This is a genomic window from Chryseobacterium sp. MIQD13 (assembly GCF_050496705.1).
GTDB lineage: Bacteria > Bacteroidota > Bacteroidia > Flavobacteriales > Weeksellaceae > Chryseobacterium.
In genome coordinates this window covers 98570-112996 of the sequence record NZ_JBNWAF010000004.1, presented here as the reverse complement: position 1 = coordinate 112996, position 14427 = coordinate 98570, and the positions used below count along the sequence as shown (strand labels likewise).

Here is a 14427-nt window from a genome sequence, read left to right as displayed (position 1 = left end):
AAGAAATCTTCAACATACCTCTTGGAAAAATCTAGTTTTAAAAATCAGCTTGAAAACCTTGTCAGAAATCCGGAAAACCACGGTTATCTTCTGGCGGTAAGCGGCGGTGCCGATTCTATGGTTCTGGCCTCTCTTTTTCAGGATTTGGGGCTTACCTTCCAGGTGGCTCATATCAACTATAAACTTCGGGGTGAGGATTCCGATCTGGATCAGAAAACAGTTCAGGTTTTTTGTGAGAAAAATCATATTCAGTTTCATCTTTATGAAGTTTCAGAAAAGGATAAAAAACCGGAAAATTCCATTCAGCTTTGGGCAAGAGAACTTCGTTATCGTTTTTTCAGAAAAATCCAGGAAGAGGAAAAACTGGAATTTCTTGTTACAGCACATCATTTGAATGACCAGCTGGAAACTTTTATCATCAATCTTTCTAAAGCTTCCGGCATCAACGGGCTAAGTGGAATTCCTGCAGACAGGAATAATACAATCCGACCTCTCTTAAATTTTTCAAAAAAAGAGATTTATGACTATGCTGAGGAAAACGGTATTGATTTCCGGGAAGATCTTTCCAATAAAAAAAATGATTATTTAAGAAACAAAATCAGGAACGAAATAGTTCCCCGACTTTTAGAAACAAATGAGCATTTTCTTGAGAACTTTAAAAAAAGTACTTCTTATCTAAACCAAACTAAAGATTTTATAGAAAAACAGATTGAAGAAATTGAAAATAAGATCACTTTATTTAACTCTGACCATAAAATTCTATCAAAAGGAAAGCTGGGCCTGGAAAGCGCTTTTGTACAGTTTGAAATTTTAAAGAAATACGGATTCGATCGCGAAGAAGAGATTCCTAAAATATTTACTGCAGAAAACGGCAGTTCATTTTTTTCAAAAGATTATCAATTGATGATCGGCCGTGATGAATTAATTTTCATTCATAAAAATGGAAAGAAAGAGAGCAGGAATGAAATTCTATTGATCGAGAATTTTGATTTTGCTGAAAACCAGATCAGTATCAGCCTTGAAAACACAATTGAAAACATTGACGGAATCAATAACAGTTTTGAATGGAATTTTGACGCCTCAAAACTTCAGTTCCCATTACGATTAAGAAAGCTACAGGATGGCGATGAGTTCTATCCATCCGGTTTTTCGGGCAAAAAGAAAGTTTCTAAGTTTTTTAGGGACGAAAAATTATCTATTTTAGCGAGGCCAAAAATTTGGATCCTGTGTGACGACAACAATTCCGTACTTGGGATTATCCCTCTCAGACAGGACAGAAGATATGCAAATGATGAGAAAACGCAAAGTATTCTCAAAATTTTTAATGAAAAGAAAAAATGAAATTTAGAAACTGGTTTTTAGTAGTGCTGCTGTTTTTAGCGGCAGGAATTAATGCACAGATCAAGAATCCCGTAAAATTCAAATTTACAATCAATGATCTGGGGAATAACCAATATGAAGCTGTTTTGAATGCTACTATGGAAAGCGGCTGGCATATTTATTCCAAAGATCTCCCTGAGGATACAGGAATTCCTACCGAATATAAAGTTTCAGGAAAGAATATCGAGCTGATCGGAAAGTTTACTGAGGTTGGTAAAAAGCATGAAGAATTTTCGGAAGCTTTCGGGGGAACGATTGTCTTTTACTCCAATTCCGCCGGTTTCAAACAGAAATTCAAATTAAAAGATCCTGCAAAACCTGCAGATGTGGTTTCTGAGATTACATATCAGACTTGTGACGACAGGGTTTGCCTGGCTCCAAATACTCTAGAATTTAATCAAAAAGTAACTCCAAAAGGAGCTCCGGAGGAAGCTACAGAAGAAAAAACTGAAGTTCCAAAAGATTCAGTAAAAGTGATAGAAACTGTTGTTGCAGATCCTGCAAAAACAGAAGCAACAGTGGCCGAAACTTCAAAACTAGATCCAAAGCAGCTCAAAATAGCAACAATTGATTTCCAGAAGCCTTTGACAGATTGCGGAACTGCTTCAACAAAAGTTGACGAAAACTACTGGACCTATTTATTCTTAGGATTTGTAGGCGGTTTAATTGCCTTGCTGACACCATGCGTTTTCCCTATGATCCCGCTTACGGTTTCTTTTTTTACAAAAGGAAATAAAAATAAAGCAAAGGGTAAAAGAGATGCATTAATCTATGGATTTTTCATTCTTCTGATCTTTGTTCTTTTAAGCCTTCCTTTCCATCTGATTGATGGAATTGCCGGAAATATTTTCAATGAAATTTCTACAAGCGTATGGCTGAATATTGCGTTCTTTATCATATTCATCTTTTTCGCAGGAAGTTTCTTCGGATATTATGATATCACATTACCGAGTTCTATTGCCAATAAGTCTTCAAAAGCAGAGGAAGCAGGCGGAATTATCGGTATTTTCTTCATGGCTTTAACCTTGGTTATTGTTTCTTTCTCATGTACGGGACCTATCCTGGGAAGTCTATTGGGAAGTGCAGTAACAGGATCTACCAACGTTCCTATGCTGCTGACATTTGCTTTGGCAGGATTCGGGTTGGCGTGGGCAATTGTTTTCGGACTGCTGGCTTTATTCCCGCAGGCTTTACAGAGTCTTCCGAAATCAGGAGGATGGATGAATACGGTGAAAGTGGTTCTCGGTTTTGTGGAACTGGCTTTAGCTTTAAAATTCTTATCTAAAGCGGATCTGGTTTCCAAAACTTTCTTATTAAAAAGAGAGCTTTTCATTGCTATATGGATCATCATTGCATTGGGACTGGCGCTTTATTTATTCGGAATTATAAGATTCCCGCACGATGATAAGAAACCGAAAATATCTGTTACAAGAAAAATATTAGGAGCTTTGGGAATAGGTTTTGTGATCTATCTGATTCAGGGATTAATTCCTTCTGACCGTCCAAAATTACAGTTATTAAGTGGAATTCTGCCTCCACTGAATGTAAGCTATTTCCATGATGAAAAGGACGGAATTCTGGGAATGCATCCTGAGCATGATTTCTTTAAAGCCATAGAGATTGCCAAAAAGGAAAACAAACCTATTCTGATTGACTTCACCGGTTATGGCTGTGAAAACTGCCGTAAAATGGAGGAATTCGTATGGAGCGAACCGGATATTCTTCCAATCTTACAGAATGATGTGGTACTGGCATCTTTGTATGTGGATGATAAGGAAGAGCTTCCTGAAGATCAGAAAACAAAGATTGACCTTGGAGACGGACAGGTGAAAAAGGTAAAAACAATCGGAGACAGATGGAGCTTATTCCAGCAGGTGAATTTCAATAATAATTCCCAGCCGCACTATGTTCTGATAACTCCGGACGGAAAAGTGATCAACACGCCTGTATCCGGATATATGCCGAAAGAGGATTTCAAAAAATTCCTAGAATGTGGTGTAAATTATTATAAAACTACAAAGTAAGACTTACTTAACTTAAACATAACAAAAAGCCTTATCAATTTATTTTGATAAGGCTTTTTTATACACTTATTAGAAGAACAACTACACTTACTAATTTATATGAAAACAATTACTTTTTTTTACTAAATTCAGCCGTTATCCATTCAAATACAATTACATATGAAATTCAAATTTACTTTTTTATTTTTCGTTGCCGTGTATCCTTTTCTGTCAGCACAAACTGCTCCTGCTGTAGAATGGCAGAAATCATTGGGAGGAAATTACACCGAACGGGTTCCTGATATTCACCAGACCTCAGACGGAGGATATGTAATGGCAGGCTCTTCTAATTCTATTAATGGAGATGTTACAGGAAATCATGGAAATAGTGATTACTGGATTGTAAAATTAGGCTCCAACGGAAACATTCAGTGGCAAAAATCATTGGGAGGAACAGCATTTGACGAAGCACACTCTGTACGTCAAACTACAGATGGCGGATATATCATAGCTGGTACCACAGAATCCAGCAACGGAGATGTTACAGGATATCACGGAAACGGTGATTACTGGGTCGTTAAGCTGAACGCTTTGGGTATTTTAGAGTGGCAGAAAGCCCTGGGTGGGAGCAATAGTGATATTGCCAGATCGGTACGACAGACTTCTGACGGAGGATACATTGTTGCGGGAACTTCTACTTCCACCAATGGAGATATCAGTTTAAATCACGGAGCCAGCGATTACTGGATAATAAAGCTGACCCCTACCGGAAGTATACAGTGGGAAAAGTCTTTCGGAGGCTATGGCGGCGATGATGCCAATTCAATTGAACAGACAATAGACGGAGGGTATATCGTTGCGGGAACTTCTACTTCCACCAATGGAGACGTTACAGGAAATCACGGAAGTACCGATTACTGGGTTGTAAAACTTAACTCAGCAGGAGATCTTCAATGGCAAAAATCTCTTGGAGGCAGCGATACAGACTTTGGATATTCTATTACACAAACCCCGGACAGTGGATATGTTGTTGCCGGAACCTCATTTTCCGATGATGGAGATGTTACGGGGAATCATGGAAACTTTGATTACTGGATTGTGAAACTGGATACCACAGGTAATCTTCAGTGGCAAAAATCTTATGGCGAAATTTATTATGACTATGCATTTGATATTAAAAACACAAGTGATGGCGGATATATTGTTTCCGGATATTCAGAATCCACCCCCATTAAAGGTTATGGATCTAATGATTACTGGATGATAAAATTATTACCTAATGGAAATATGGAATGGGATAAAAAACTGGGCGGCCCCACAGATGATTATGCAATGGCAGCTCAACAGACCTCAGATGGGGGATATGTCATCAGCGGTTTTTCCAACTCTGTTACAGGACCTCCTACATTAAATTATAATTATTGGGTCGTAAAACTATTAGGAAACAAAGAATTGGGGATAAGCGAAGCTTCAGGTTCCGGTAAGCCTGTATTATACCCCAATCCTGCAAAAGATTTTGTGTATATCAGTTCTTTGCCGGGTGAGACAACAATCAGTATTACCGATATGTCCGGAAGAAAATTATTCTCTGAGAACTATAATGATGCCAAGGTTTCCATAAATATTTCTCAATTTACCAATGGAACATACATTATTCAAATAGAAAGCCGAGGAAAAATTATTTTATCTGACAAACTGCTTATAAACAAATAACAGCCAGCCTCTTAAAAAATCACAAAACCTTATGAATATATAACTTCATAAGGTTTTTTTATGCCAAACATTCTATAAATTTTAAATTTTATTATCATTCATTAATTTTAGGTATAAACTTTGTATAGATTTCCTCAAATAAGTATCGATACTTTACTTTTCATCAAATACCGTTTAACATTTTAAAAATATGAATTATGGCTGAAGTAATTGCACAAGAAAAACAAGGAGGAAGCAAGCAAAGAAAAAAATTAATCAGAGTAGATATGACCCCGATGGTGGATCTGGGATTTCTGCTGATCACCTTCTTTATGTTTACAACCAATTTTACCAAACCCAATGTGATGGATCTGGGGCTTCCGGCAAAAGGAAACCCTCCAAGCGGACCTGTCGTAGACCAAAAAAACCAGGTTACCTTTATTCTCGGTAAAGACAACAGGGTATTTTATCACCAGAGCAATGAGAAAGACCTGAATACAGGAAACCTGAAAGAGACAGATTTCAGTGGTGTGAAAATCTCTAAAATTATTTCTGAAGCTTATAAAAATGCTCCGGTACCTGAAAACTTTACCATCATTGTAAAACCTACCGATGACGCCAACTATAAAAATTTTGTAGACATCCTTGACAATATCGCAATCTCTAAAAAAGAAAGATACGGCATCACAGATATAAAACCCTGGGAAAAGAAAGTTTATACAGAAGTAACAAAGTAATACCAAAGAGCATTTTTACAATGCTCTTTTTTTATTTAAATTTGAAGAAACAACTAAGATTATGCTGAACTTTGAAAGAAAAGGAAACGGAAAGGAAATACTGGTACTGCTTCACGGTTTTATGGAAAACCTTTCTATCTGGAGTGATATGGAACCTCATCTTTCTGATCATTTTTCTCTGCTGAAAATAGATCTTCCGGGTCATGGGCAGTCTGATATCCTGGCCGAAGTTCATACTATGGAACTGATGGCAGATGAAGTGAAAAAGGTTCTAGACCATGAAAAGCTCGATAAAGTACATCTTTTGGGGCACTCCATGGGAGGATATACTTCTTTGGCTTTTGCTGAAAAATATCCTGAAACCCTTAAAAGCCTGACCTTATTTTTTTCAACTTATTTTCCTGATGACGAAGAGAAGAAGGAGCAACGGATCAAAAGTTACAGAATCATCAAAGATGCTTTTGCTCATTATGCAAGAGCCGGCGTTCCCAATCTTTTCAACCCCAATGAAAGAGATATTCTGGAGGGTAAAATTGAAACCGCGCTCGAAACTGCCCTTTCTACCAACAATCTGGGGGCTCTTGCCTGTGTAAAAGGTATGGTGGAAAGAACAGACAAAAAACATATCCTGGAAAATCTGGAAGCCAAAATTTTAATATTGGCAGGAAAGCACGATAATGCCGTGAAAACAGATGTTATGATTAAGCATCTTCCGGACAGAACCAATATAAAATCTTACATTCTGGACTGCGGACATAATGGACATTGGGAAAAACCGGGGATCTGTGCTGAAATTATCAACACCGAACTTCTTCACAACCTTCCGAAAAAATTAGTATTGTAAATAAACCGGAAAAGGCTGTCTTAGCCAATGCATATCAAAATTTCTTGTATCTTAGTCCTGATTAATATTTTTCGATGGGTTTATTCTCGTTCAAAAAAAAGAAACCGCCTATTATTGGCCTTACGCTTTCCGGTGGGGGCATGCGTGGGATTGCCCATATCGCAGTTCTGAAGGCACTTGAAGAATATGATCTGAAACCGCATATTATTTCAGGAACCAGCGCAGGATCCATTGTGGGGGCATTTTATTCTTTTGGGAAATCACCGGATGAAATGATGGACATTGTAAGGCAGACCACATTCTTTTCAAGATCTTACCTGAAGCTCTCTAAAAATGGTATTTTCAGCTCCAATTTTATTTTAAAACTTTTTAACGATCATTTTCCTGAGAATAATTTTAAGATCTTAAAAATTCCCGTTTACGTTACCGCCACAGAAATGACCCATGGAATTGTGGATTTCTTTTCGGAAGGTGAGCTTTTCGGGCCTCTTCTGGCTTCATCAAGTGTTCCGTTTATTCTACCCCCTGTAAGAATAGGAGAAAAAATATATGTTGACGGAGGTGTTATAGACAATCTCCCTATAGAACCTATTATTGATAAATGTGATTTTTTAATTGCTTCCCACGTCAATTCAATAAGCTATGATGAATTAAAAAAGATGAGCCTGATGAAAGAATTCGACAGAATCCTCCATTTAGCGATTGCAAAGTCAGTTTATTCTAAGGTGAAATCCTGTGATATTTTCCTAGACCCTCCTAAAATGACAAAATTCAGTTTATTCAGCAAGAAAAACCTTGATGTGATGTTTCAGGAAGTTTATGAATATACCTGTGAAGAACTCGAAAGCAAAGGATATACTAAAGGTTTGAGGATGTAAGAGTTTGAGGGTTTTAGAGTTGGCTTGTATAAGAGTTTATCGAGTAATAAGCTCATAATTTATCTTTTACCACTTATAATTCCTCTTCCTGCAGTCTTTTCTTAAATGTTTCGATAGTATCTGCCAGAGATTCATTGGATTTTCCACCCGCAGCATTAATATGTCCGCCTCCACTGAAATACTTTCTGGAAAACTGGTTCACATCCACATCATCCTTACTTCTGAAAGAAATTTTAATAAAATCATCGTACAGGTCTTCCATAAAGAAAGCTGCCATTTTTACTCCGGCAATACTCAGTCCGTAGTTTACAAAACCTTCTGTATCTCCTTTCTGGAAACCGAATTCTTTCAGTTCATTTCTTGTAAGCGACAATACCGCCACTTTACCATCGTTTACCACTTCTATTCTTCCCAAGACAAGAGCAAGAAGATGAAGACGGGAAACTGTATTGGTATCCCAGGTATTTGAAGTGATAACTGAAGGATCTGCTCCTTTTTCTATCAGATTGGCAATAATCCTGTGGGTAGTTGCACTGGTAGAACGGAAACGGAAGCCTCCCGTATCGGTCATGATACCGGTATAAAGACATTCGGCAATGTTCTGATCTACCAGCTTCTCATCTTCCATAGCCTCAATAAAATGATAAATCATCTGTGAAGTGGCAGGAATTACCGTATCTGAATACACAAAATCAAAATTTTCCGGCTGCTGATGATGATCGATAAGAATTTTCTTCGCCTTGGATTTAATCAGCCACTCTCCTAATAATCCTATTCTCGAAGGAGAATTAAAATCAAGACAGAAGATCACATCCGCCCCGCTGATCAGATCAAATGCATATTTTCTTTTATACTCACCGATGATTACCTTTTTAGATTCCGGCATCCATTTCAGAAATTTCGGAAAATCATTAGGCACAATTACTTCTGCCGGAATTCCTTTTGCTCCCAGATAGTGTTTTAACCCCATACTGGAACCTATAGCATCCCCGTCCGGATTATAATGAGTAAGGATTACTATTTTGTTTTCGGGCGTAAGTAATGCATTGATATCTAAAAGTTCTGCTGGTGTAAACATCCTGTGTTTATTTTTCTTTAAATTTGAGTTTCCAAAGATAGAGTTTTTAAATAAATCATCTACATATTATTTATTTACACAAAATTTCGTTTCCAGGCAGAGTTTGTCTGGATCGGGATAAAAAGCATTTCAAATAATTTCTAAAAAAAGATGAGTAAAGTTTGTAACTTTTAAAAATTTCTATATCTTTGCAACCTGAAAATTAATAGATTAATTACGATTTAAATATATAGTAATGAGTAAAAGAACATTCCAGCCATCAGAAAGAAAGAAAAGAAACAAACACGGTTTCAGAGAAAGAATGTCTACGCCAAATGGAAGAAGAGTTTTGGCAGCAAGAAGAGCTAAAGGCAGAAAGAGTTTAACTGTTAGTGCATCTCGCGCTAAGAGATAATATCTCGAATTATCATATACAAATCATGCTTGAAAAGTAGCTTTTCAGGCATTTTTTGTTGTTAAAATTTCCCAAAGTTTAGGGTTTTTAAGCTTCTTTTTTTTATTTTTAAGATCTGAAAAAATATTTTAGAAATAGCACCATAAAATTGAATTATGCCGCATACAAATATCTCCGGAGATAATATTATAAGTTTACAGAACGCAAAGATTGCTCAAAAAAATTTCACTGTACTTTCTGATGTTAACCTTAACATTAAAAAGGGCAGATTCTGCTACCTTATCGGAAAAACAGGTTCCGGGAAAAGCTCACTTCTGAAAACACTTTACGGACATATTCCTTTAGCAGCAGGACACGGAGCTGTAGTAGGTTTTGAACTTGCCAAACTGAAACCTTCAGATATTCCTAACCTGAGAAGAAAACTTGGAATTGTATTCCAGGATTTCCAGCTTCTTTCTGACAGAACGGTTGAGAAAAACCTGAGATTCGTTCTTGAGGCAACCGGATGGAGCGATAAGGTAAAAATGGAAGACCGTATCAATGAGGTTTTGGGAAGCGTAAACATGAAAAGCAAGAAGCATAAGATGCCACACGAGCTTTCCGGAGGTGAACAGCAGCGTATCGCTATTGCCAGAGCATTACTGAACCATCCTGATCTTATCCTTGCCGATGAGCCTACAGGAAATCTTGACCCTGAAACTTCCAATGAGATCATGACCCTTCTGAAGCAGGTAGCTCTTGAAAACGGAGCTGCTGTAGTAATGGCAACACACGATTATCACATGATCCAGAACTTCCCAGGAGAAGCTATCAGATGTGAGGACGGAAAAGTTTCCGTATTGGATACCGCAGAACTATTTGAGTAAGATTTAAAAATGTAAGAATCAGAGATTGATATAATCTAACTTCTAATCTCTAACTTCTGCTTTTAAAAACATGAAACTCATTTGTGAGTTCAAGATATTGGTCCGAGTATTGTCTCGGACTTTTTTCTATCACAAAATCAGATTCCTGAACAGCTTCTTCTGTGAATGAAAACTCAAGAACCAGTCTTTTCGTTTTTGAATTTTCAATTCCTCTGATATTAATTTTACGTTTTAAGAATAAACGATTTTCTAAAGCTATTGCTATAAAATTGCTTCCCGCTTCAACAGGAATAATAACAGACAAAATTCCATACCCGGATAACAATCTTGCAGAAGCTTCAATCAGCTGTTGAAAGTTCAGTTCAATAGTCTGACGAGCCAATTTATCTTTATCAGATTCCGATTCTTCAAAATAAGGAGGGTTTGAAACGATCAGGTCGAATTTCTTTTCTGTTTTAAAAGTCTTAAGGTCCTGATGGATATTTTCCAGCCTTGAATGGAAAGGGGAATGTTCAAAGTTCATTTTAGTCAGTAAAACAGCCTCTTCGTTGATATCAATTCCCAAAAAAGATGCATTTGAATTTCTCTGGGCAAGCATTAATGAGATCAGACCTGTTCCTGTTCCTATTTCCAGAACTTCCGAAGCTTTTTCCACATCAGCTAAAGCACCCAGCAAAACCCCATCTGTTCCTACACGGAAGACGTCTTTTGACTGTTGAATTTCAAAATATTTAAAGGTAAAAGGTTTCACTATAAATTGGTAGGAAGTGTAATAGTAAATGTAGACCCCTTCCCTACTTCTGATTTCACAGCAATCTCCCCTTTGTAATCTTCGATCATTTTTCTTACCATGGAAAGCCCAAGGCCCATTCCGCTGTTTTTAGAGGTAAAATTAGGTTCAAATATCCTTTCGTACATATTTTCAGGAATACCAATTCCATTGTCCTGTACGGAGATCATTACCCTTCTCTGATGCTGTTCCACGTCTACATTAATGATCAGTTTACGATTATCGCTCTGAGCCTGCTTTGCATTGGTCACAAGGTTGGTAATGATCCTGGAAAGATAAATCCTGTCCATATTGATCATAATATTTCCTTTATTGGAATGCATAAAAATACTGTCATCATTGAAAACACGCAGAATATCTTCAACTTCGGTATTCAGATTAATGACTTCGTTATTTTTTTCGGGAAGCTTTGCAAATTCTGAGAAAGCAGAGGCCACAGTAGCAATCAGATCGATCTGATCTACCATAGTTTTACTCATCTGTTTTACCCTTTCTCTGATATTCGGATCTTCAGGATCAAATTTTCTTTCAAAATTCTGAATGGTAAGCTTCATAGGAGTAAGCGGGTTTTTAACTTCATGAGCCACCTGCTTTGCCATTTCCCTCCAGGCCTCTTCAGAGGCTTTGAAACGCAGCCTTTCTTTCTGATCCTGAATTTGAAGTATCATTCTGTTGTAAGCTCTTGCCAAAGCATTAAGCTCATCATTTTTATAATATCTGATGGGCCGCATTTCATTTTCAAACAATGTAATACGGGTGATCATATCAGAAAATTTAGTAATATTTTTTGCGAGACTGTTAGAGGTCACCCAGCTAATCCAGACACTGAACAGAATAAGGAAAATATCTACCAACAGGATATATTTTACATACTGATGAAGAACATCCAGATAGGCAGATTCATTATGATACAAAGGAATATATACAATTCCTATAGGTTCAAGCTCATTATTCTTTAAAAGAAGATAGGATGAAGTACGTCCTGCATCTTTGGTCTTATCATATCCTTTAATATCAACTCTGGAATCAGTGGCCAGAATTTTATTGACTATATTAATCGGGATGGTTTTCCGGTCAATAAGGCTTTCATTATTAGAAAGAAGATAATTTCCTTTCAGGTCATAAATTACAATATCATGCTGGTTGATATCTGCTATTTCAAAAATCTTATTGCCCAGAACCTGCGGCAGATCTTTAGTTTCAACAAGAGTACGGCTGACTGCGTAATCCAGATATCTCATCACAGCATTGGTCTTCTCCTGCATATCAATATTGCTCTGCTGAAGGGAATTATTCCTTAAAACAAAATAGGGAACCAGTGATGTGGCAACAACACTTAAAAAACATACGAGCAAGAACCCGAAAAATACCCGGTTTCTTAAACTATATCCTTTGTATTTACTTATTGGCATCCTATTTTTTAATTAACCTAGCAATATACTTACCAATAATGTCAAATTCTAAATTAACCTTATCCCCTATTTTAAGGTGCTGCATATTGGTAAACTCCCAAGTATATGGAATAATAGCTACAGAAAACTGCGTATCTTCACTTTTTGCCACAGTAAGGCTTATTCCGTTTACCGTAATAGAACCTTGCGGAACAGTTACAAAACTACCGTTATCTTCATATTTAATGGTAATGAAATAGCTTCCGTCCTTATTTTCAATTCCTGCTACTTCACCTGTTTTGTCAACATGTCCCTGTACAATATGCCCGTCTAATCTTCCATCCATCTTCATGCATCTTTCAAGATTTACCACAGTGCCCACATCCCATTTTCCAAGGTTGGTCTTTTCCAGCGTTTCGTTGATTGCCGTTACTACATATTGATCACCTTTGATCTCAACAACCGTAAGGCAGCATCCGTTATGGGCAAGGCTTTGGTCTATCTTCAGTTCGTTTGTAAAAGGGCAAGTAAGTGTAAAATCTATGTTGCTTCCTTTTTCTTCAATCTTTTCAATAACGCCAACTGCTTCAATAATTCCTGTGAACATATTATTTTTTGCTAAATTTGTAAATTATAATCTTCAAAGATAATCAAAATGAGCCCAAAAAACCATAAAGTACGAGTAGGAATTTCAATCGGTGATTTTAACGGCATCGGTCCGGAGATCATCATGAAGTCCCTGAGTGACAAAACCATTACGGATTTTTTCACACCGGTGATTTTTGGGTCCGGAAAGTTATTTACCTTCCAGAAAAATATTTTCAAGCTGAATCTGAATTTCAACTATGTAAACGAAGCTTCACAGGCTCAGGCCGGAAAACTCAACATGGTGAACCTTACCAAGGATAATGTGAATGTAGAACTGGGAGTTCCTACAGAAGAATCTACCAAAATGGCTATTGATTCCCTGGAACTTGCTACAGAAGCTTTAATAAAAGGTGATATTGATGTTCTTGTTACCGCTCCTATCAATAAGGATGAAATGGTAAAAATGGGCTTCAAACATGCGGGGCATACAGGGTATTTTGAAGAGAAATTCAGTAAAAAAGGACTGATGTTCTTAGTTACGGAAGATCTGAAAGTAGCTGTTTCCACCCATCATATCCCAATTGCAAGTGTTGCAGAGAATATTTCCAAGGAAAAAATAAAAAAACAGATCAGAGCTTTAAACCAGACATTAATTGAAGATTTCTGTGTACAGAAACCCAAAATTGCAGTACTGGGGCTGAATCCTCATGCGGGAGACGGAGGCGTGATCGGGAAAGAAGAGATCGAGATTATAGAACCGGCTATAAAAGAACTTTCCGACAATGGAATTCTGGCGTTCGGCCCTTATCCTGCGGACAGCTTCTTCCAGCCTAATAAATATAAAAACTTCGATGCAGTTCTGGCTATGTATCACGATCAGGGACTTGCACCTTTCAAAACATTAGCTTACGAAGAAGGTGTCAACTATACGGCCGGACTTCCGTTTATCAGGACTTCTCCTGACCATGGAGTAGCCTATGATATTGCAGGAAAAAATGTTGCTGACGAGCAGAGTTTTACCGAAGCAATCTTCACTGCCATCAAAATTTTCAAGAACAGAACTGAATATAACGATCTGATGGGTAACCGTATGCAGCCGAGAAAGATGGCTGTTGATAACGGAGTGGATGAAGATCTGCCGGATGAAAATGAAGGATAAATTGTTAAAACAAATTTTAAATTAATTTGTTGGGGATTTTATTTGTTATTATAAAAAAATTGCATATTTTTGCACACTCATTTTATGGACAAGTTAAGAAACTATGACGTAAGCTTTTCCGGACTTAAAAACGGGAAGCACGAGTTTAAATTTGAGATAGATAAAACGTTCTTTCAATTATTTGACACTGAACAGGAATTTACAAATCCTAAAATAGCAGCAGATGTTTTTCTTGAAAAGCATACTACATTTTTAGAATTTGAGATCAAAGTACATGGAACAGTAGAGCTTATTTGTGACATCACAAATGATGAATTCGACTACCCTATTGAAAATGAGATCAGAATTCTGGTGAATTTTGGTGAAGAATACGACGACAGCAATGAAGACGTTATTACCATCCCGGCATCAGATCACGCATTCAATGTAGCACAGCTGATCTACGAAAACGTACAGCTTTTCATACCGATGAAAAAGATTTCACCGAATGTAAGCGATGAAGATCTGGAAATTCTGAACAGGTTCAGTCCAAAAGACATTGAGGAAATTGAAGAAGAGGAACATGACAGCGACCCAAGATGGGACGCGTTGAGAAAGTTAAAAGACAATAATTAAATAAAATAATTT

At 37.2% G+C, this 14427-nt stretch carries 14 protein-coding genes; 10 read left to right on the top strand and 4 right to left on the bottom strand.

Annotated elements, in window-relative coordinates; genetic code table 11:
* Positions 1-21: 21 nt before the first annotated feature.
* From tilS to ACQWU4_RS17400, 6 genes are all read left to right on the top strand, one after another.
* A complete protein-coding gene (gene tilS / locus ACQWU4_RS17425) occupies positions 22-1341 on the top strand; it encodes a tRNA lysidine(34) synthetase TilS (protein WP_429937037.1) in 1320 nt (439 codons plus the stop codon).
* Positions 1338-3404 (top strand): protein-disulfide reductase DsbD family protein, encoded by a 2067-nt coding sequence (locus tag ACQWU4_RS17420; RefSeq protein ID WP_429937036.1) that lies wholly within the window; start codon positions 1338-1340, stop codon positions 3402-3404. The genes tilS and ACQWU4_RS17420 overlap by 4 nt, the downstream gene beginning before the upstream one ends.
* A gap of 159 nt (positions 3405-3563) precedes the next feature.
* A complete protein-coding gene (locus ACQWU4_RS17415; protein WP_429937035.1) occupies positions 3564-5096 on the top strand; it encodes a T9SS type A sorting domain-containing protein in 1533 nt (510 codons plus the stop codon).
* Between the two features lie 197 nt (positions 5097-5293).
* Positions 5294-5812 (top strand): biopolymer transporter ExbD, encoded by a 519-nt coding sequence (locus ACQWU4_RS17410; RefSeq protein ID WP_429937034.1) that lies wholly within the window; start codon positions 5294-5296, stop codon positions 5810-5812.
* Positions 5813-5873: 61 nt separating this feature from the next.
* Positions 5874-6656 carry an alpha/beta fold hydrolase gene (locus ACQWU4_RS17405; RefSeq protein ID WP_429937033.1) on the top strand — a complete coding sequence of 261 codons (783 nt, stop codon included), beginning with the start codon at positions 5874-5876 and terminating at the stop codon, positions 6654-6656.
* Positions 6657-6730: 74 nt separating this feature from the next.
* The gene (locus ACQWU4_RS17400) at positions 6731-7534 is read left to right on the top strand and encodes a patatin-like phospholipase family protein (RefSeq protein ID WP_429937032.1); all 804 of its coding nucleotides are present in this window, start codon (positions 6731-6733) and stop codon (positions 7532-7534) included.
* 73 nt (positions 7535-7607) lie between these two features.
* Here the strand turns inward: ACQWU4_RS17400 and ACQWU4_RS17395 are convergent, their stop codons facing one another.
* The gene (locus ACQWU4_RS17395; protein ID WP_429937031.1) at positions 7608-8612 is read right to left on the bottom strand and encodes a DHH family phosphoesterase; all 1005 of its coding nucleotides are present in this window, start codon (positions 8610-8612) and stop codon (positions 7608-7610) included.
* 235 nt (positions 8613-8847) lie between these two features.
* On the opposite strand from ACQWU4_RS17395, the gene rpmH reads away from it, so the two are divergent.
* Positions 8848-9006, top strand: a complete 159-nt coding sequence (gene rpmH / locus ACQWU4_RS17390; protein ID WP_040997588.1) for a 50S ribosomal protein L34 — start codon at positions 8848-8850, stop codon at positions 9004-9006.
* 155 nt (positions 9007-9161) lie between these two features.
* Positions 9162-9872 (top strand): cell division ATP-binding protein FtsE, encoded by a 711-nt coding sequence (locus ACQWU4_RS17385; protein WP_429937030.1) that lies wholly within the window; start codon positions 9162-9164, stop codon positions 9870-9872.
* Between the two features lie 49 nt (positions 9873-9921).
* Here ACQWU4_RS17385 and ACQWU4_RS17380 read toward each other — a convergent pair whose 3' ends face one another.
* Genes ACQWU4_RS17380 through ACQWU4_RS17370 form a run of 3 tightly spaced genes read right to left on the bottom strand, consistent with a single transcriptional unit; the run spans position 9922 to position 12660 of the window.
* Positions 9922-10623: a tRNA1(Val) (adenine(37)-N6)-methyltransferase gene (locus tag ACQWU4_RS17380; RefSeq protein WP_429937029.1), complete on the bottom strand. Its 702-nt coding sequence runs from the start codon at positions 10621-10623 to the stop codon at positions 9922-9924.
* Positions 10623-12074 (bottom strand): ATP-binding protein, encoded by a 1452-nt coding sequence (locus ACQWU4_RS17375; protein WP_429937028.1) that lies wholly within the window; start codon positions 12072-12074, stop codon positions 10623-10625. The genes ACQWU4_RS17380 and ACQWU4_RS17375 overlap by 1 nt, the downstream gene beginning before the upstream one ends.
* Before the next feature lies 1 nt (position 12075).
* Positions 12076-12660: a riboflavin synthase gene (locus tag ACQWU4_RS17370; protein WP_429937027.1), complete on the bottom strand. Its 585-nt coding sequence runs from the start codon at positions 12658-12660 to the stop codon at positions 12076-12078.
* A 48-nt stretch (positions 12661-12708) separates the two neighbouring features.
* On the opposite strand from ACQWU4_RS17370, the gene pdxA reads away from it, so the two are divergent.
* Positions 12709-13800, top strand: a complete 1092-nt coding sequence (gene pdxA / locus ACQWU4_RS17365; protein WP_429937026.1) for a 4-hydroxythreonine-4-phosphate dehydrogenase PdxA — start codon at positions 12709-12711, stop codon at positions 13798-13800.
* Positions 13801-13884: 84 nt separating this feature from the next.
* A complete protein-coding gene (locus ACQWU4_RS17360) occupies positions 13885-14415 on the top strand; it encodes a YceD family protein (protein ID WP_429937025.1) in 531 nt (176 codons plus the stop codon).
* Positions 14416-14427 lie beyond the last annotated feature (12 nt).